The following is an 18,254-nucleotide window of genomic DNA, read 5'->3' as shown; positions in this document are numbered from 1 at the left end:
AGCGCTATAAGTCCGCGCTGGCCCATCTGGACTAGCGCAGCAGTTGTTCAATCATGCGGTTGGCTTGGGAGTCATAGCCGCCGCCGAAGAGATTGTAGTGGTTGAGGATGTGGTACAGGTTGTAGAGAATTTTGCGACGGCTGTAGCCCGCATCTAGGGGATAGGCGGCGTTGTAGCCCTCGTAGAAGGCGGCGGGAAAACCGCCAAAGAGTTCGGTCATGGCGATGTCTACTTCACGATCGCCGTAGTAGGGAGCCGGATCGAGAATGACGGGTTCCCCAGAACGGGACACTGCCGCATTGCCAGACCACAAGTCGCCATGGACAAGGGCGGGGGCGGGGTTATGATTCGCCAGCAAGTCAGGGAGCGCTGCCAGCAACTCTCCCTGGCGGGGAAACCGTCCCCCCCGTGTCTGGGCCAGTTGGAACTGGTATTGCAACCGTTGCTCTCGATAGAAGGTGAGCCAATCGGGGGTCCAGGGATTTTTTTGCGGCGTTGCGCCGATGGTGTTGTCCTGTCGCCAGCCAAAACCGCAATGGTCAGGGACCGGCCCCAAGGGGCCATCGCAGGTGACTCGATGCATCGCCGCTAGATTCTGCCCCATGCGATACCAGGCATCGGCACCGCCGCCGCCTAGGTCAATCCAATCCAGAACGATGTAGGCCGTATCCGCCGCCGTCCCCCAGCAGAGGGGGCGCGGCACACGAATGGTATGGCTATCGGCAATCTCCTTTAGGCCCAAGGCTTCTGCCTCAAACATGGCAATCTGGGATGCCTGATTCAGCTTGAGAAAGTAGGTGCGATGGCCCCAAGGGGCCAGTCCCTGACCATGGCGATCCTGAATTTGGTACGCCTGGTTAATGCTTCCGCCCCCGACGCTCCGGCAGCCCTGCACCGTAAAAGACTGACCTGTGACCTCCGTAATATGCGCCGCAATATCTGCCGCGATCGCAGCAGTCCACATCGTCCTTTCCCCTCATATCGTGTTCGGCTAATTGCCCACAATTTTGAACAGGGCGAACAGCCGTTCGCCCCTACTGACCACCCAACAGATTTGTGTGGCTAATTAAACGGACTTGATATCATACATCAGGTCGAAGGATAACCGCCCCATAGGCCGTGGGAGAGAGGTGGGCCTGGGCCGCGACCTGAATATCCTTGGGGGTGAGAGCTTGAATAGCCTGGGGATAGGCCAGGGCTGGCTCCAAATTCCCCGTCAGAGTGTGGTAGTAGCCATAGAGCCCCGCCCGGTCGCTGGGACTCTCACTGCCAAAAACATGGCGATTGGCCACCTGGGTTTGGATGCGGCGCAGTTCTGCCTCGGTAATAGGCTCTGCACATACCTGGGTAATGTGGGTCGCGATCGCCGCCTCCACTTGCTCCAAATGAGCGATGGGAAGCTGGGCTGAAATCGAGAATACTCCCTGTTGCCAGTAGGTCAAATTGCTAGCGGAAATACTCGTCACCCACTGGCGCTCCTCCCGAAGATCTTGCACCAATCGCGCTGTGCGCCCCCGCCCCAGCACCGATGCCAATACATCCAGAGCATAGGTGTGCTCTAAATTAGCGACCCCCGGTACCCGCCAGCCCAAAATCAGTCGCGCCTGTTGCAGAGCGTCATCAATATGAACAGTGCGGTGAATTTGGCTAAAGGGAGCCTCCGGTGTCGAGCGCACCACTGGCCCCAGCTGCCAGCAATGGGGTGACAGGGACGCCCGATGGGCCATCGCCTCCTCAAAGCTGTCGGCCACCACCTGAATTAATTCTTCCACGGGCAGATTGCCCACTGCCACCGCCGTAATGCGCTCCGGCTGATACCAGTGACCGTGGAAATCCCGCATTTGCTGAGCTTGGAGTCCTTCAATCACCGTCGTTGGCCCCAGGACCGGGCGACGATAGGGCAGCCGATCAAAGGCCATTTCCATAGAGCGATAGAAGGTGCGGCGGCGGGGATTGTCATTGGCGCGGCGAATCTCTTCCAAAATCACCGGGCGCTCCCGTTCAAACTCTGCATCCATCAGCAGCGGATTCATCACCAAGTCAATTTGTAAGGGAGCCAGGGTCGCGAAGTCCTGGGGCGCGGTGGTGATGTAGAAATGGGTATAGTCCTGGCTGGTGGCGGCATTGGTAACCCCGCCTCGGGCCTCAATACGGCGCTCAAATTCCCCGATAGGCAGTTGGGCCGTGCCCTTAAAAATCATGTGTTCTAGAAAGTGGGCCATGCCATTGATGGCATCGGATTCCACCGCCGATCCCACTCGCACCCATAGGTTGAGGTTGACGGCCTCTACCGGCATCTGTTCAGCAATGATGGTCAAGCCATTGTCTAGCCGCCGTATCGTGGGCACCGTTGAAGCCGTGGGGGAGGCAACGGCGATCGCAGAGGTCATAGACAGATTGCTCCTAGGGGATGAAAGGGGGTCAAGCCTGGAAATAATCGAGGATCAAATAGTCGAGGATCAAATGAGGATCAAATCGCACTTTACCCATCTTAATCATCACAGCGGGGATGTGCCGTGTCTGAGGGGGAAGGCATCTACATTTTTTACCCGTAGAATCCCCCCAGGACATGCCGTGCGCTAGAAAATGGATCCTCGCCCGGAGTCCAGCCAGCCTCCATCGGTACCGTCGCTATGATGACAACGGTGATGTCCTCTTCAACAGATGCTCTCTTCAACAGGTGCCCTCTCCAGCAGATGCCCTCTCCAGCAACGGTAGCAACAGCGAACGATAGCAACGGTATGTTTCAGGCAACTCGGCGGCAACTGGCGCTATGGTACGCCACCATTACGGCGGTGGTGCTGCTGGTATTTGCCAGTGGCGTATATCTCTATGTACGCACCACGTTGGTGGAGCGGGTGGATGACACCTTGAACCATGTGGTGGAAATTGTGCAGCGATCCCTAGTGATCGAGCCAGGATTAGGACCGGGGGAGCGGGTACTCACCGCCATTGGTGTCGTAGAACCTCCGCAGCGGGTCAATGTAGAGGCTAGCTTTCGGGATAATGCCCAGGCGGTAGAAGACGATCACATCGACCTAGAGTGGTTTAGCCCCTCTGGGGAGCTGCTATGGTCCACTCTGGCGGAACCCTTTCACCTGCCGCTGCGGGTAAATCTGGCGGGGGAGACGGTGCGGACCAAGGGAGAGCAGGTAGCGCGACAGGTGACCCAGCGAGTGATGGCAGGACATCAGGTGCTGGGCTATTTGCGGGTGAGCCATCCTTGGTTTGAGGTGAGTAAGCCCAGCCGTCGTCTGATTGTAGATCTGGCTCTGGGCACCAGCTTGATGGTGGGGGCGGTGGCTGGGATTGGGTGGCTCCTGTCGGGGATTGCCATGGCTCCAGTGCGGGATTCCTATCAGCAGTTGAAACAGTTCACCGCCGATGCCTCCCACGAATTGCGGAATCCCATTGCGGTGATCCAAACCAATGTGCAAGTGGCTTTGGCAGATCCCGATGCCGATGCGGATACTCAACAGCAGCAATTTCAGGTGATTGAGCGTCTCACCCGGCGGCTGGGTCGGCTGGTGGACGATCTCCTGTTTCTGACGCGCCAGGAAAGTGGCTTGGTGGCGCTCCAACTTCAGCCGGTGGATGTGGCGGCGGTGCTGGAGGAGGTCATTGAGGAGCAACGTGCGATCGCACAGGAGGCGGAGATTGCCTTGGTCTATCTCCCGGCTCAATCGCCCCTCGACCAGTGGGTGCTAATCTCTGGAGATCAGGACCAGATTACCCGACTGTTTACCAACCTCATCAGCAACGGCCTGCAATACACCCCTGCTGGTGGCACTATCACCGTGACTTGGAGTCAGAGCTATTGGCAAAGCCACCCTGGCCTAGAGGTGCAGATTCAAGACACGGGCTCTGGTATTCCCCCCGAGGCATTGCCCCATGTGTTTGATCGCTTTTACCGGGCCGATCCAGCGCGACCTCGATCCTCCCGTGCTGCCGGGTCAGGGCTAGGCTTAGCGATTGCTAAGGTGATTCTCGACAATCACCGGGGCACTATCCGCCTAGAGAGTCCTCCTGGTCAGGGAACCACCGTCACGGTATGGCTACCTTTAAAGGCAGGGGATAGGTGATAGGGAATTTTGAATTTTGAGTTTTGAATAGACTTGTTGTGAAATAGTGCTCAGTCAAAACCTTCAAGGGCGACTTCCTTCCTCTCTCCCTCGGTTAAGCGGCCATCAGATAAAAGTTCCAGAGTCCTGCCGCTGTGAAGATGGAGCGGTCATCAAAGTTCGCTTTGCGATTGCGATAGACCTGGGCGGCAATCCCATAGCGTTTTAGGCCAGCAAAGGCATGCTCCCCGACGACCCGTTCTCGGGCGAGGGCTTGATTCTCAGCTTTCTGCTCATCGGTGAGTTGTCCGCCCTTAGGTTTCTTGTGTGGAATCTCTACGTTGACATACTCGTTTTGCAGCCCCTGAAAGCCTGAATCACCCTGGATTTTGACGTCATCAGGAATCCACTCGGCCCATCCCTCGCTATTGAGAATGCCTTTGTCGTGCGCCTTACCGGGATAGGCGGTGCTGAATACGAGAATCTGGCGGTCTGGGGCGACACCAGCCAGGTGGGTGCGGGTATGGCGCTTCTTTTTGCCTGAGTAATCTTCCTTCTGTTGGTCCCGGTCTTTGGCCCGCTGAATGGGGCGTTCAGTCCCGTCAAGAATCACCCGTTCCACCTCGGGAAAGGCTTCGACAAATTCTTCAAGACTGGTCAATTTGCGTTTCGGCAACGCCATTTTTTCACCCAGGGCTTCCTCCAGCAGTGGTTGGAGGCGATGCATCCAACGATTCGCCTGAGCGCGATCCAGGTCAAACAGGACACCGGCCAAATCAAAGGTCGGATACACCTTGAAGTAGAACAAGATGAAGAACAGTTTGGTCTCGACCGTTGCTAAATTGGGTTTTCGTCCGGCTCCGGTGGCCCGTTGACGGGGTAAGGGACTCCGACGGGGAACCTCTGCATGGGCCAACACCTGAGCGAAGGTGGATTCCAGTTCCTCAAAGGCTTTCCGGTTCAAACCGGTCAAAGCCCGCAGCAGGCGGTCACTCTTGAGGGCGCGTTGGAGGTTCAGCACGGCACAACCGGGTTAACTAGCTCTAGAGGCTATTATCCCCTATTTCACAACAGGTCTAATTTTGAATTGATCCCGTAGGGGCGCAGTTTCCGCGCCCAATGCAGGATGTCCCCGTAGGGGCGCAGTTTCTGCGCCCAATGCAGGATGTTGCGGTAGGGGCGCAGTTTCTGCGCCCAATGCAGGGGGTGACAGAGGATAGGTGACAGGTGACGGAGTCGCAAGGGCCTGCCCACGGCTCCACGGCCCTGCTATACAATGCCGAAGGTGAGTACGGGTAAAACGGTATGTTTCGGAAAACGTCCCTGAGCATCTTCCTCCTCGGTGTAGGCGGGGTGCTGACGGTGGTTGGGTTTGTGGCCTATTTTCAAGACAACGCCACGCTCAACTTGGCGGGGTTTTTCTACGGCATTCCGGTGCTGCTGGGGGGCTTGGCCCTGAAGGCGGCGGAGTTGGAGCCCGTCCCCTATGGCTGCGAGACGCCGCCAGCGGTGGTAAAACTGCGGGAGCAGCAGGCCACTTCGACCCAAAATCAGATCCGTAGCGATGTAACCCGCTACCGCTATGGCCAAGAAGCTCACCTGGAGGATGCCCTAGAGCGCTTGGGTTTATCCCCCAGTGATGGGGAACGCCCGGAACTGGTGAGTGTGCGGGAAATTGAAGTGGAGGGTCGCTATGCCTTAGTGCTGGTTTTTGACTCGCCCCTAATTTCCCTATCAGACTGGCAGGAAAAACAGCCCAAAATTGAGCGGTTTTTTGGTCCCCATGTGGAAGCCGCGATCGCGGAACCCAGCGAACACCAAATAGAACTCACCCTCATGGCGGTGCCAGAATCTCCCCAGCCTGCTACCACACCAGACCCAGCACCAAACTAAAGCTGTTCATCGCCACACTCAGCCCACCCGCCACCTTGAGGGACAACCGCCCTCGGCTCAGCAGGGCTAGAAATCCTGCCTCGTACCCGGTGATCAAGATCTCCGTAATCCCCAGCGTTAGACCATAGGGTAACCCCGCTGAGATCGGTACCCGTTGGCCATAGCTGAAAAGAAACGAGATGATGAGCCCCAGAAAGAAGAGGATCGGTATCCCTGCTGTCACCGCCAGCAGTTGCCAGGTTGCTCTGCGTCGAAGGGGATAAAGGCAGGCGGCATAAATAACTGCGATCGCAACCCAACTGATCCCCAGCAGTCGCGCCACCAGAAGTTGGAATGGCATCAGGCTCCAGGGGAGCGTCCAGACCAGGGGATAGGTGACACAGTGCATGAGGCCAAAACAGACCCAGGTGCGGATCCAGAGAGGGCGATCCCCCTTGAGTCGCCATAACCCCATCCCCAGCACCAAGCCCTCTGCCACCAGGGTCAGGAGCAACCGTTGGAAAAACAAACGGTCGCCGAGGGGATGCTTGCGACGATAGCCCGGTTCTTCATCCCAATCCAGCCGCAGGGCATTATCGGTCAGGGTGACCTGCCAATAGTGATCATTCCATCGGACTTCTGGGGAAGTCAGTACTGGGGCGACATTGCTAACCCAATGGCGATCGCCCGACTGTACCAAGAGCCGCAATCCCTGGGGATCTTCTGGGGTTTGGACCACAAGATGATTTGACCAGAGACAGGTGTTGCCGCGACAGGTTAATTCATTCGTGTAGGTATTGGTGAACTCATTCCGTTGGGGTGGAACGGGAGCCAAACATTCTCTAGCCGTGCAGTCTCCATACTGGGCTAAGACTTCAGGAGCCTCACAGGCATCGCCTTCACAGCCAATAATCTGCACCGCCGTCAGGGGTGCTGGTACGGGATCAAAGGTAAACCAGGTGAGGGGTTGGGGTGGCGGGGCATTGGCCAGGGTTACCGTGGGCAAGCCCAAAAGTCCCACCCCTAGGATCCCCGCAATGATCCAGCGTCCCCAGTGCCATCTCCGCCGCATCGAGTTCGGGTTTGAAGCAGATACGAAGAACGCCACCAGAGAATTCATGATGAAATAGGCCATAATCTATGGGCCTCTGGATCCTCAATTTCATCTGAGCCCATTCCCGATAGACCCAGTAGTTAGGTTGCAAACGCGATCGTAACTGCAACATACAAACCCAAGAACGGTCGCCGGATGCGGTTGATTGCGGTGAGGTAATGCCTAGTACCGCAGGACGTAAATCAGTCCACTATTGCCGCGCCAGCTCAACATTTTCCGGTCCCCTCTCCCCTTGAGAGAGGACTAGGGTGAGGGGCCGAGGTGTGCCACGATGAAACGGTCAGAGTATTTACGCCGCACAGTACTAGTTTCGTCCTGAGTATGAGCCGTATCTGGTAATTCATGCCACAGTGCTACTACAGCGGGTCAGGCATAGCATTTGGTTGCCCCCTTTTTGAAACTCATAGGGAACGGTTTGGATCTGGGCAATAATGCCTCGGGTCGATAACGCCCTGCCACCTTACCCTGGTCGTAGTCCCCTAGAAACTGCTCCATGGCCTGGAGGCGGGCCTGTCCTAGGGCATCGGCATCCCGAAAGGTTTTCCAGACGTAGCGATGGGCGTTGTGCTTCACCTGGGAAATAACGGGATGGTAGACGGCCTCAATCCGCTGCCGAATTTGCTGGGTGGAAAATTGATAGATCGGATCTACTGAAATCACTGATCGCCCCAGGGCCGTCATTTCAGCATTGAAGCTGGCGGGGCCATCGCCACAGCCCAGAATTTCAGCCTCCAAGTCAGCCTCAGAGAGATCAAACATCCACTAATATTCGGCTAAGGTACGGCCCCAGGGAATTACCTCTGTTAGTTCCATAGCAGTCTAGTGGTCTGTCAACTTTACCTTTGTGAGTGCCGTAGGGTGCATAACGCTAAGGCGTGGCTTCGCCCACGCGAAGCAATGCACCGTAAGGTGTCATGCCAAGAACAGTCATACCCACAAAATCAGGGCTGACAGAGCACTAGGAGGGGGCTTAAGGGACGTGCGTCTAAATAAAGTACCGGAACCGTTGAGCACTGGTAGGGTGCATAGCGCTAAGGCGCGGCTTCGCCTTTTATGTCGCTTGCGAAACACGAAGCAATGCACCAATAGGCAAGGTGGCAATTAGTACCTTATTTTCTTGCGAGTCCCTAATCTGGATGATCAGCCTGGATCAGAGGCTCGCAGTCCACAGGAAAATTGACCGAATTGGCAATGAAGCAAAGGTGATGGGCTTGACTATGCAAGGCTTTGGCCTTGATGGGATCACTGGTAGCGGTAATAGTGACTACGGGCTGAAGCACAACTTTGCTAAAGTGTCCGCCGCCCTCTGGGGTTTCTACCATGGTGCCGATAGCCCGGTCGAGATAATGGGTGACTACCACCGAAGAGGTGGCACAGAGATGGAGGTACCAGAGCATGTGGCAGGCGGACAAGGAGGCCACCAGCATTTCCTCTGGGTTGTGGCGGTGGGCATCCCCTCGAAAAGTAGGATCAGAGGAGCCCAAAATGGTGGGCTTACCTTCGATCAGAATTTCATGGCTGCGATCATAGTCGCGATAGTGGGAAGTCCCTTGCCCCCGGTTGCCTGTCCACAGGATTTGCACAGGATAGTGATGGTTCTGGGTCATACCTGCCGCCGCCTCTGTACGGGATAGTGATGGTTCTGGGTCATGCCTGCCGCTTCAAACCTGCTGCCTCAAAACAGTACCTTCGCCAAAATTGGGGAATCAGGGCTTCGTAAAAGGATTCAATCTCTTAATTCGCAAGGCTTTTAGGTCATGTCAACTTGAAAGCCCCTCTATGCAAGCGTTCCAGACCAATGGCGAAGGTATTGTCAAAATAGACAGCGCCAGAGGCCGATGAGGATGAGTCCGGTACCTACAATCGCAGTCATTCTCCGCCGCAGTTTTAGATTAATCCAACCACTGACGCGATGGGCCATCACCGCATAGATCAGCTTCACTCCCCCCACTGCCCCAATGGCCGTGGTCATGATAATGGCCCCATCCAGTCGAGATACGGTGTCCCCATCAACAAAAGTAGGGAGAAAGCCCAGATAAAACAATGTGGCCTTTTGATCCGCCAAGGTAATAGATAGACCTGCCAAAAAGCTGGACAAAAGGGCAGAGTCCTGGGCATTAGAATCCTGAGTGCCAGATCCTCGATCCCCGGAGCCCAGAGCATTGGACAGTTGAGGATCAGATCCCCGAGAGCCAGATCTCAGATCACCGGATCTTTGAGAGCTGGATTTTTGATGGGTCTTTAGGCCAATCGGGTTAGCCCCTGATCGAATCAGGCCAACCCCCAGAACGATTAGATAGAACCCTCCCCCATATCGGATCAGAAATTGGATCGGGATAGCCAAATCGCCCAGGCTATGGGCCACAAGCGATAAGCCCCCCAGGGCAATCCCAATAAACACCAGATCCCCTGCGACAATGCCCAGGGCAGTGCAGACCCCATGGCTTAGCCCCAACGTGGCGGATCGAGTGGTCACCATCAAGACGCTGACGCTGGGGATAGCGGCCAGGACAGCCATGGCACTGAAGAGTGCCAGGGTACTGCCGAGGGTGATCGTACTTTGCATCAAGAGCCTATGGATGTGCAACGACTGGGGCCGGCGCTAGGATTGGTAATAGCGCTGGTCAAGCCAGATCCGTAGATCTTGCTCGGTGTGAAAGGTGTGCCGGACCTGATCCACAGGATCGTAGGCAATGAATAGGGGCTGTCCCTGGCGATCGCGCCCCACAGAAATGCGCGGTTCTCTAGAGCCACATAGAGAGGTCAGCAGGGATCGGCCTGCTTGGCCCAGCCGTTGCTTGGCAGCATCCCACACCGGATTGACAGAGCGATCGTTACTGTGATCCGGTTGGTCATAATCCGCCGGGATGAGTTCGAGTTGAGCGTAGAGAGCGTTGGGTTTCATGGAGCCATCCTCTGAAAGATAAGGACGGCACGAATCGATTCGGCCTATGGCAATTCTCTCCAATAATTCCCTACCCGAACAGAGGCAGTTAGGGTAAATTGTGTTGGTAACAGTTGGGATTTAATCAACTGTTCTGGTCTTAGGCCCGCTTAACTGTTCTCCTAAGGAAGCAGTTTTAGGGGACAGTTCACCGATTACGCGCCAAATTCGCCCCTGCGGCTCTTCCCTGTCACCTGTCACCCCCTGCATTGGGCGCGGTTTCCGCGCCCCTACGGCGACATCCTGCATTGGGCGCGGAAACCGCGCCCCTACGGGATCAATTCAATTCAAAACGAAACGAAACGACTGGATTACCCGGTACGGGGCAGGGCGGGTTTTGCCAGCCCATTCCTGAACCACCCACCCAATCCCGGCTAAACCCGCCCCTACGAGACATTCCATCCATTCAAAACTCAAAACTCAAAATTCCCCCCACCCCATCACCCCATCACCCCATCACCCCATCACCCCATCACCCCACTCCCCCATGGCCCTCCTCCCCATTACTTTGGCTCCCAATCAAGTCCTCTACGAACAAGTAGCTGAGCGTCTGCAACGGTTGATTCTAGATGGCACGCTGAAACCAGGAGATCGGCTACCTTCGGTGCGGAAACTGCGATCGCAATTATCCGTTAGTACCTCCACCGTGATGGAAGCCTATCGGCTCTTGGAAGACCGGGGGTTAATTTCCGCACGGCCCCAGTCGGGGTATTACGTCAAGGCAACGGCCTTGAGTTTGCCCCAGGAACCCGCCGCCACCGCCCCGCCCCGTCAAGCTTGTGATATCGACATTTCTTTAGCCTTTCAGGTGATCAGCGCCATGCGCGATCGCACCTTAGTTCAACTAGGGGCTGCCTTGCCCGCCCTGGAACTGTTGCCCCTGGCCCAGTTGAATCGACTCATGGGCAAGATAATGCGGGAGCATTCCACCGTAGCCCACTCCTACGGAATGCCCCTGGGTTGCCCAGAACTGCGGACAGAGTTTGCCAAACGTATGTTAGATGCGGGCTGCTCAGTGCCCCCCGACCAGATGGTGATCACCAATGGGGCCACCGAGGCGATTTACCTCTGCCTCAAAGCCTTGACCCAACCAGGGGATACCGTCGTGATCGAATCCCCCACCTACTTTGCAGTTCTAGAAGCCCTGAAATCCTTAGGACTCAAAGCCCTGACCCTGCCCACCCACCCCCGCGACGGAATCAGTTTGTCCCATCTAGCAGAAGCGCTACAAACGGGAGAAGTCAAACTGTGTTTTCTGGTGTCCAACTTTAGTAATCCCCTCGGCAGTTGCATGGACGATACCCAGAAAAAGCGTTTGGTCGCCCTGCTCAATCAGTACGATATTCCCCTGATTGAGGACGATGTGTACGGTGATCTATACTTTGCTGGCCCTCGCCCTAAGGCCATCAAAGCCTTTGACACAGAAAACCGAGTTCTGTACTGCGCTTCGGTCAGTAAAACCCTGTCACCGGGATTACGGGTTGGCTGGTGCATTGGGGGGCGCTACCATGCCGAAGTGTCGCGGATGAAATCGATTTTGAATGGCAGCAATGCCATGGTTCCCCAACTGACGGTGGCAGCCTTTCTCGCCAATGGCGGCTACGATCGCCACCTGCGTCAATTACGACGTGCCTACCAAGACCAAACTGCCCAAATGCTCCAGGCCATTTACGATTATTTTCCCGCCGAAACCTGTGTCACTCGCCCCACAGGAGGGCATGTACTGTGGTTGGAGCTGCCCCAGGGGTTTGATGCCCTCCGGCTATATCACAAAGCCCTTGAACACTACATTGCTATTGCCCCTGGGGTAATGTTCTCGGCATCAGGGCAATGTTATAGCAACTGCTTCCGCCTGAATACAGCTGTAGTCTGTTCAGAGAAGGTGGATCAGGCCATGCAAATCCTGGGCCATTTGAGCAAAAAGCAGCTTGCTGAGAATCTTTTAGGACGTTAAGGACGGGCAATTAAATACCATCCCACTACCGTTAGGGCGGGTTTAGCCGGGATTGGGTGAGTGATTCAGGAATGGGCTGGCAAAACCCACCCCTACGGTCCTTCCCTGTCACCTGTCACCCCCTGCCTTGGGTGCGGAAACCGCGCCCCTACAAGACATGTAATTCAAAACTCAAAACTTTCTGTCACCATCCCCCACCCACCCATCCCCCACCCCTCATGTCCTTGAACATCTCCGGCTGGTCCATCCGTCGTCCGATTCCCACCCTGGTGCTATTCCTGGTCCTGACCCTGGCGGGATTGGTGTCCTTTGGCCAGTTGGGGGTGGATCAAAATCCCAATATCGACATCCCGGCGGTGATTGTGACGGTAAACCAGAGTGGTGCGGGGCCGCAGGAGTTGGAAACCCAGGTTACCAAACCAGTGGAAGATGCGGTGGCGGGATTGGGAAACATTGATGAATTGCGCTCCACTATCACCGACGGCTCCTCGACAACGGTGATTAACTTCACCCTGGGTACGGATACCGACCGGGCTATGAATGATGTGCGAGATGCGATCGCGCGTATCCGGTCCGACCTACCCGCTGGGGCTCAGGATCCAGTAGTGCGTCGCCTCGACTTCGGTGGTGGCCCCATCCTCACCTACGCCGTCACCTCCAATCAGCGATCAGTCGAAGAGCTCAGCGACTTAGTCGATCGCACCATCAGCCGCGCCATCCTGGCCGTCCCCGGCGTAGCCCAAGTCGATCGCATCGGCGGCGTAGATCCAGAGGTGCGGGTGGATCTCGATCCCCGCCAGCTTGACGCCCTAGGCATTACCGCCACCCAAGTCAATGACCAGATCCGCGCCTTTAATATCAACCTGCCCAGTGGCCGTGCCACCGTGGGCCAACAGGAGCAAGGAGTGCGGACCCTGGGCAGTGCCCCCACCGTAGAAGCCCTCGCCAGCTATCCGATTCAGCTTGCCAGTGGCGCTACGGTCCCGCTGAACACCCTGGGCACCGTAGACGGCAGTTTCCGCGAGATCCGCCAAGCCGCCTACTTCAACAATCAGCCCGTAGTGGCCTTTTCGGTGCGGCGCAGTACCGGCAGTGTCCTCGTATCCGTAGAGGAGGGGGTGACGGCAGAGGTGGCGAAATTGGCAGAGTCCCTGCCGGAGGACATTGAATTTCAGCTCATTTTCACCCGCGCCACCGAGATCCGAGACTCCTACCAGTCTTCCATCGATGCGCTGATTCTAGGCTGTGTGCTAGCAGTGGTGGTGGTCGGGGTATTTCTCCGGGACTGGCGCGCCACCTTGATCACGGCGACCGCCCTGCCCCTGTCCATCATCCCCACCTTTTTGGTCCTTGATCGCCTCGGCTACACCCTCAACAGCATGACGCTGCTGGCCCTGACCCTGGCGGTGGGAAACTTGGTGGATGATGCGATCGTAGAAATTGAAAATGTGGAACGCCACATCCGCATGGGCAAGCGCCCCTTCCAGGCGGCCCTAGACTCGACGGCAGAAGTGGGGCTGGCGGTGGTGACCACCACGGCAACCATTGTGGCGGTGTTTATCCCCGTCGCCTTTATGGGAGGGATTCCCGGTCAGTTTTTTCAACCCTTTGGGGTGACGGTGGCCACGGCGACGGTCTTCTCCACGGTAGTGGCCCGCTTGATGACGCCGATGATGTCCGCCTATCTGCTCAAGTCCAAGCCCGCCCTCCAACCTGACTTCGATGGCTATGATCCTGACTACAGCAATGGCAATGGTCACCAGAGTCAGGGGCATAACGGTCAGGGGTACACCTCTACCCGCCCTCGACGATCCTGGCGACCCTATCAAACCCTGCTGAATGCGGGGCTCCGTCACCGTCTCACGACGGTTGCCCTCGCCTTGGTCTTCTTTGTCGGTAGCCTGATGCTGGTGCCTTACCTACCCACCAGCCTCTTTGAGTCAGGGGACACGGGGTTGTCCACGGTGACGGTGGAGCTTCCCCCCGGCTCCACCCTGGCGGACACCCGCCGAGTCACGCAACGCCTTGCCACCAATTTGCAGTCCAATCCAGCGGTGCAGAATATTCTCTCCACGGACGGAGACGACGGCAGTGTCAATGGAGCCACGGTTTACATTCTGCTGAAGCCCGTGGCGGAACGGGACATCTCCCAGCGAGACTTTGAGCAGCAGGCCCGCCAGATCTTTCAGGACATTCCAGGGGCTCGCATTAGTTTTCAGAGTCAAGGGGCATCGGGCTCTGGCAAAGATGTGACCATCATTTTGAAAAGTGAGAATCCCACGGCACTGTTGGGGGCAGCTAATGATCTCACCCGCCAGATGCAGGAGGTACCGGGGTTGGTGGAGGTCTCTTCCAGCGCCAGTTTGGTGCAGCCGGAACTCTTGATTCGCCCCGACCCGCTGCGGGCCTCGGATCTGGGGGTGTCGGTGCAAGCCATTGCCCGCACTGCCTTCCTCGCCACCCTGGGAGACAATGATGCCAATCTGGCGGAATTCACCCTGGGCGACCGCCAAATTCCCATCCGAGTCCAACTGGACCCGGTGTACCGCAACCAGATTGATACCCTAGAGCAACTGAAAGTTCCCAGCCAGGATGGGCGCTTGGTGCCCCTGGTGGCGGTGGCGGATATCAACTTTGGCAGTGGTCCGGCCCAAATTGATCGCTTTGATCGGGCGCGTCAGGTTTCTGTCGGTGCAAATCTCCAGGGCATTACCTTAGGCCAGGGACTGGCGGAGGTGGACACCCTTCCTGCCTTCCAAAACCTACCTGCTGGCGTCACCCAGGAACCCGCTGGTGATGCGGAAATCATGCGGGATATCTTCAGCCGTTTTTTACTGGCCTTGGGCACCGCCGTGTTGATGATCTATGCGGTTCTGGTGTTGCTTTACAACAGTTTTCTCTACCCCCTGACCATCATGGCGGCATTGCCCCTGTCCATCGGCGGTGCTTTGATGGGGCTGCTCATCACCCAGAAGCCCCTGGGCCTCTTTGCCCTGATTGGGATTGTGCTGCTGATGGGGCTGGTGACCAAGAATGCGATTTTGCTGGTGGACTATGCTCTGATTGCTAAGGCAGAGGGCAAGTCTCGACGGCAGGCGGTGATGGAGGCAGGTATTACCCGGCTGCGCCCGATTCTCATGACCTCTATCTCCACCATGGCGGGGATGGTCCCCATTGCCCTGGAACTGGGGGCGGGGGGAGAGACCCGCAGCCCTATGGCGATCGCGGTAATTGGCGGCTTTACCACCTCCACACTGCTGACCCTGGTCGTCGTGCCGGTGTTCTTTACCTATGTTGATCAATTCCAAAGCGCTATCGGCAGGCTGTTTCGGCGCTTTAGGGACGATTCCCCCGACCCGCTGGCGGCAGATCCTGCCTCTTCCCAAACCCCAAGCCTCAAATAGCCGACCGATCCCCCCCTGAGTGCACCTCGAAGACCGTATAATGTGAACTCAATGCGGGTGTAGTTCAGTGGTAGAACGTCAGCTTCCCAAGCTGAATGTCGTCGGTTCGAGTCCGATCACCCGCTTCTAAGTGTTTCAGCCTCAAATGCTCTGCCAGAAAGGGCTTCAGCCATCAAGGTGTTGATTCCTTTTTGGAAAATGACCGTGTGGCGTGGCTGCCCTCAGCTGAGGTGGAGGTGATTGTCGGCGGTGGAACTGCTTACTTTATTCGGCCAGCGAGACCTTTTACCAGTAAGGGACGTGCGTCTAAATAAAGTACCGGAACCGTTGAGCACTGGTAGGGTGCATAGCGCTAATTTGACCCCAAGCAGTTTCAGCCCGTCGCCGAGGCGATTGAGGGGGTCGTGCACAGGTCATCCATCGAGCCTTCGGGTGTGCCCTCAACCCCAGCTACATTCACTCCCTGCTTTACCCCCGAGGGGCACGAAGAGGTGTTTGCTTGAGAGCTGATTTGACTTATAGCGGTTCCCTAATGTATGAGGTACACCTCAACTTAATGACACTTTGGCGAACAAGGGGCTTAAGCCCCTTGCCTGTACTTAACCCGAGTGAGAACCGCTATAAGAAGCCTGAATCCCTTACAAATCGATGGTTTTAGCGAGTGGCAAACTCATTGGATTAGTAAAGGGTTTCATAGTCCAAATCATCACCGATATGGCGTTGCCAATACTGCTCTGCAATGCGATCGCTACTGTACTTTGGGTCATCTCCATTAACAGTGCCGCAGATGGTGACCGTTCCCACTTTGATGGGAGAACCTTTGAGGGCTGCATGGAGAGTATTGACCAGGACGCGAAGTCCAGCTTTGCCGATAGACAGCGACACAAAATCGGGCTGGGGGTACAGGGCAAAGCCACCCCCCGTAAACAGAATGGTGCCTTGTTGCTGGCTTTGCATGGCCGGTAACACCGCTTGGATGCAGGCCATTGCCCCGGCCACATTAGCCCGAAAATCATTCACCAGTGTTTCATAACGGGTCTGCAACACATTTTCCATCCGTGGAACAGCGGCATTATAAACAAGCACTTCGGGGGTTCCCCACTGGTCTTGAATCTGGGTAAATGCGGCGGTTAGCTCCGCCTCATCTCCGGCATCCGCCAGGAAATAGTGGGACGTTATCCCTTCCGTTTGCAGTGTTGATTGGTAACTCTGAAGCTTTTGCTCATTGCGGGCCACCATGATAATGGCAAACCCTTCTTGGGCAAACCGTCGAGCGATTGCCATGCCATTGCCTTCGCCCATACCGACAATAACGCACCATTTAGCCATGATATTCTCTCCGTATTGAGTTATGAATTGAGTCATCAACGTCTGGGATACAACCATCCCGCCAATAGCTTGGTCAGCCTGGGCATCACCACATAGGTCATTAAGGTGGTGGTGATAAACACTAAAATCAGCAGTCGCAGTAAAGGGGGCAACACCGCTAGCCCAGCCAAGGGCAACAGGGCAAGTAGCTGGTTAATGGAAAAAATCGCAATCCCAGAGACCAGCACCATTTTGTAGCGGGGCGGCGGCGGTATCCCTGGCTTGGCAGGCAGGGTAAACCAAGTTTCCAACCCAGTGATAATCGAGAAGTGTCCGGCATCTACCGTCAGTTCCTGTGCCTGGGTCAAAAACCGCTGACGCATCGCTGAATGCTCCCACCGCTTCAGATGCTCTAGCCGATCAAACTTGAAGACAATGCGGTACTCTCCATCTCCTGCTTCACTGGGACGGAACACCGATGCGCCCAAATAGCCCTCGAAGGTGCTGGCAGTGCTGATAATGCGCTCTAGCAAGACCTCAAACTCCCGATCTTTGCCCGGTCTCACCCGCTGTACCACATCCACCGTCACGGGAGGATCAGGCTGCATGATGCTAGCCCTCACTTAACAGCGGTGTACCGCTGACACCAACGGCTAACCGCACCACCTGGGCCGACTCTACTCCCGTTGCTGGGGGCAAGAACATGCCACCGTTGTTGACGACATATAAGTCTGTGCCATGGAAGGCCACGGCGGTGCAGCCCGTTACCCCTTGTTCAGCCTGGGCCACGATGGTGGTATTACCGTCGCGATCAATGCGAATTACGCTGTTGTAAACATGGGTGGCTCCGTACAGATTGCCATCGCGATCAAAGGCAAAGTCATCAATGTTGGTGTCCGTTATCAAGACTTCCGGTTCTTGGGGATTTAGCGCTGCATCCAGAGGAATCTGTAAGAGCAACATCTGTTGGGTGTTAGATGCATAGAGGGTGTGACCCAATCGTTTTAAACCATTCACTGCCGGAAATGTACTCGTCTCATCACTCCGAGCCAGGAGAGGATGTTCTAGCCATAGTTCGACGGCTTTTGTCACAATATCGAACGACCAGATCGCCCCCCGATAGGAATCAGCGATGAGATAGCAATGAGCAGATAACGGTGTGATGCCATTGAGAAAGATGGCATCGGGTAGGGGGGTCAAAAATTCCACCTCGCCGTCTGACAATATCGCCACAAAAGGGATTCCTGCCCCATTCCAGCCGTTGATCAATAATCGATTCGGGGAAACCCAGGCAATGCCGCTGACCTTACCGCTGAGTTGGGCATACAGAGTCAGGTTGCCATCTGGGGCGAGTTTAATGACCTCACCAATTTCGTGATTGGTGATATAAATGTCGCCGGATGGAGCAATCGCTAAATTTTCTAGAAACGTATTGACTGGAAACGTGGCAATGGATTGTGCTGCAACTAGGGCGGTGGGGGTGTTGGCATAGATGGGAGGTAAGGTCATGGGGTTACTCTAGATTGGATGACCATTGGGTTTAAGGCCCTAATCGTTTGGTAGGTTTTCGCTCAATACCTCTTTTGCCAGGTGGGGA

At 56.0% G+C, this 18,254-nt stretch carries 15 protein-coding genes and 1 tRNA gene; 5 read left to right on the top strand and 11 right to left on the bottom strand.

Features of this window, described 5'->3' with window-relative positions; translation table 11 throughout:
* Positions 1–31: 31 nt before the first annotated feature.
* Positions 32–964: a fructosamine kinase family protein gene (locus LEP6406_RS0211305; RefSeq protein ID WP_008310817.1), complete on the bottom strand. Its 933-nt coding sequence runs from the start codon at positions 962–964 to the stop codon at positions 32–34.
* A gap of 118 nt (positions 965–1,082) precedes the next feature.
* Complete coding sequence (locus tag LEP6406_RS0211300) at positions 1,083–2,390, bottom strand: M16 family metallopeptidase (protein WP_008310815.1); 1,308 nt, start codon at positions 2,388–2,390, stop codon at positions 1,083–1,085.
* A 351-nt stretch (positions 2,391–2,741) separates the two neighbouring features.
* Here LEP6406_RS0211300 and LEP6406_RS0211295 point away from each other — a divergent pair, with 351 nt between their 5' ends.
* Positions 2,742–4,082 carry a sensor histidine kinase gene (locus LEP6406_RS0211295; protein WP_027269058.1) on the top strand — a complete coding sequence of 447 codons (1,341 nt, stop codon included), beginning with the start codon at positions 2,742–2,744 and terminating at the stop codon, positions 4,080–4,082.
* A gap of 94 nt (positions 4,083–4,176) precedes the next feature.
* Here LEP6406_RS0211295 and LEP6406_RS0211290 read toward each other — a convergent pair whose 3' ends face one another.
* Positions 4,177–5,082 (bottom strand): transposase family protein, encoded by a 906-nt coding sequence (locus LEP6406_RS0211290; protein ID WP_027269057.1) that lies wholly within the window; start codon positions 5,080–5,082, stop codon positions 4,177–4,179.
* Positions 5,083–5,366: 284 nt separating this feature from the next.
* On the opposite strand from LEP6406_RS0211290, the gene LEP6406_RS0211280 reads away from it, so the two are divergent.
* Positions 5,367–5,954, top strand: a complete 588-nt coding sequence (locus tag LEP6406_RS0211280) for a DUF2854 domain-containing protein (protein ID WP_008315832.1) — start codon at positions 5,367–5,369, stop codon at positions 5,952–5,954.
* Here the strand turns inward: LEP6406_RS0211280 and LEP6406_RS0211275 are convergent.
* From LEP6406_RS0211275 to LEP6406_RS27630, 5 genes are all read right to left on the bottom strand, one after another.
* The gene (locus LEP6406_RS0211275; protein WP_008315831.1) at positions 5,926–7,068 is read right to left on the bottom strand and encodes a hypothetical protein; all 1,143 of its coding nucleotides are present in this window, start codon (positions 7,066–7,068) and stop codon (positions 5,926–5,928) included. The genes LEP6406_RS0211280 and LEP6406_RS0211275 overlap by 29 nt on opposite strands.
* A gap of 345 nt (positions 7,069–7,413) precedes the next feature.
* Positions 7,414–7,806 carry a hypothetical protein gene (locus LEP6406_RS27635; RefSeq protein ID WP_008315829.1) on the bottom strand — a complete coding sequence of 131 codons (393 nt, stop codon included), beginning with the start codon at positions 7,804–7,806 and terminating at the stop codon, positions 7,414–7,416.
* A gap of 368 nt (positions 7,807–8,174) precedes the next feature.
* Complete coding sequence (locus LEP6406_RS0211265) at positions 8,175–8,654, bottom strand: OsmC family protein (RefSeq protein WP_008317074.1); 480 nt, start codon at positions 8,652–8,654, stop codon at positions 8,175–8,177.
* A 206-nt stretch (positions 8,655–8,860) separates the two neighbouring features.
* On the bottom strand, positions 8,861–9,613 hold the full coding sequence (locus LEP6406_RS0211260; RefSeq protein ID WP_008317072.1) for a LysE family translocator: 753 nt from the start codon (positions 9,611–9,613) through the stop codon (positions 8,861–8,863).
* Positions 9,614–9,649: 36 nt separating this feature from the next.
* Positions 9,650–9,952 carry a hypothetical protein gene (locus LEP6406_RS27630; RefSeq protein WP_008317070.1) on the bottom strand — a complete coding sequence of 101 codons (303 nt, stop codon included), beginning with the start codon at positions 9,950–9,952 and terminating at the stop codon, positions 9,650–9,652.
* Positions 9,953–10,478: 526 nt separating this feature from the next.
* On the opposite strand from LEP6406_RS27630, the gene LEP6406_RS0211250 reads away from it, so the two are divergent.
* From LEP6406_RS0211250 to LEP6406_RS0211240, 3 genes are all read left to right on the top strand, one after another.
* Positions 10,479–11,945 (top strand): aminotransferase-like domain-containing protein, encoded by a 1,467-nt coding sequence (locus LEP6406_RS0211250; RefSeq protein WP_008317068.1) that lies wholly within the window; start codon positions 10,479–10,481, stop codon positions 11,943–11,945.
* 218 nt (positions 11,946–12,163) lie between these two features.
* Positions 12,164–15,349 (top strand): efflux RND transporter permease subunit, encoded by a 3,186-nt coding sequence (locus LEP6406_RS0211245; protein ID WP_008317066.1) that lies wholly within the window; start codon positions 12,164–12,166, stop codon positions 15,347–15,349.
* Positions 15,350–15,402: 53 nt separating this feature from the next.
* Positions 15,403–15,474: transfer RNA gene (locus LEP6406_RS0211240), tRNA-Gly, on the top strand.
* A gap of 553 nt (positions 15,475–16,027) precedes the next feature.
* Here LEP6406_RS0211240 and LEP6406_RS0211235 read toward each other — a convergent pair.
* Genes LEP6406_RS0211235 through LEP6406_RS0211225 form a run of 3 tightly spaced genes read right to left on the bottom strand, consistent with a single transcriptional unit; the run spans position 16,028 to position 18,166 of the window.
* A complete protein-coding gene (locus LEP6406_RS0211235) occupies positions 16,028–16,678 on the bottom strand; it encodes an SDR family NAD(P)-dependent oxidoreductase (RefSeq protein ID WP_008310504.1) in 651 nt (216 codons plus the stop codon).
* A 35-nt stretch (positions 16,679–16,713) separates the two neighbouring features.
* A complete protein-coding gene (locus LEP6406_RS0211230) occupies positions 16,714–17,265 on the bottom strand; it encodes an antibiotic biosynthesis monooxygenase (protein WP_008310503.1) in 552 nt (183 codons plus the stop codon).
* 4 nt (positions 17,266–17,269) lie between these two features.
* The gene (locus LEP6406_RS0211225; RefSeq protein WP_008310502.1) at positions 17,270–18,166 is read right to left on the bottom strand and encodes an SMP-30/gluconolactonase/LRE family protein; all 897 of its coding nucleotides are present in this window, start codon (positions 18,164–18,166) and stop codon (positions 17,270–17,272) included.
* Positions 18,167–18,254 lie beyond the last annotated feature (88 nt).

Origin of the sequence: Leptolyngbya sp. PCC 6406, from assembly GCF_000332095.2 — a bacterium.
Lineage (GTDB): Bacteria > Cyanobacteriota > Cyanobacteriia > Phormidesmidales > Phormidesmidaceae > PCC-6406.
The sequence above is the reverse complement of the archived record's forward strand: the minus strand, read 5'-3'. Positions and strand labels throughout refer to the sequence as shown.

Excerpts from the sequence above, each read along its gene's own strand:
- LEP6406_RS0211280 (WP_008315832.1), top strand. The coding sequence starts at position 5,367 with ATGTTTCGGAAAACGTCCCTGAGCATCTTCCTCCTCGGTGTAGGCGGG.
- LEP6406_RS27635 (WP_008315829.1), bottom strand. The coding sequence starts at position 7,806 with ATGTTTGATCTCTCTGAGGCTGACTTGGAGGCTGAAATTCTGGGCTGT.
- LEP6406_RS0211300 (WP_008310815.1), bottom strand. The coding sequence starts at position 2,390 with ATGACCTCTGCGATCGCCGTTGCCTCCCCCACGGCTTCAACGGTGCCC.
- LEP6406_RS0211250 (WP_008317068.1), top strand. The coding sequence starts at position 10,479 with ATGGCCCTCCTCCCCATTACTTTGGCTCCCAATCAAGTCCTCTACGAA.
- LEP6406_RS0211305 (WP_008310817.1), bottom strand. The coding sequence starts at position 964 with ATGTGGACTGCTGCGATCGCGGCAGATATTGCGGCGCATATTACGGAG.
- LEP6406_RS0211260 (WP_008317072.1), bottom strand. The coding sequence starts at position 9,613 with ATGCAAAGTACGATCACCCTCGGCAGTACCCTGGCACTCTTCAGTGCC.
- LEP6406_RS0211225 (WP_008310502.1), bottom strand. The coding sequence starts at position 18,166 with ATGACCTTACCTCCCATCTATGCCAACACCCCCACCGCCCTAGTTGCA.
- LEP6406_RS0211245 (WP_008317066.1), top strand. The coding sequence starts at position 12,164 with ATGTCCTTGAACATCTCCGGCTGGTCCATCCGTCGTCCGATTCCCACC.
- LEP6406_RS0211235 (WP_008310504.1), bottom strand. The coding sequence starts at position 16,678 with ATGGCTAAATGGTGCGTTATTGTCGGTATGGGCGAAGGCAATGGCATG.
- LEP6406_RS0211275 (WP_008315831.1), bottom strand. The coding sequence starts at position 7,068 with ATGGCCTATTTCATCATGAATTCTCTGGTGGCGTTCTTCGTATCTGCT.
- LEP6406_RS0211230 (WP_008310503.1), bottom strand. The coding sequence starts at position 17,265 with ATGCAGCCTGATCCTCCCGTGACGGTGGATGTGGTACAGCGGGTGAGA.
- LEP6406_RS0211295 (WP_027269058.1), top strand. The coding sequence starts at position 2,742 with ATGTTTCAGGCAACTCGGCGGCAACTGGCGCTATGGTACGCCACCATT.
- LEP6406_RS0211265 (WP_008317074.1), bottom strand. The coding sequence starts at position 8,654 with ATGACCCAGAACCATCACTATCCTGTGCAAATCCTGTGGACAGGCAAC.
- LEP6406_RS27630 (WP_008317070.1), bottom strand. The coding sequence starts at position 9,952 with ATGAAACCCAACGCTCTCTACGCTCAACTCGAACTCATCCCGGCGGAT.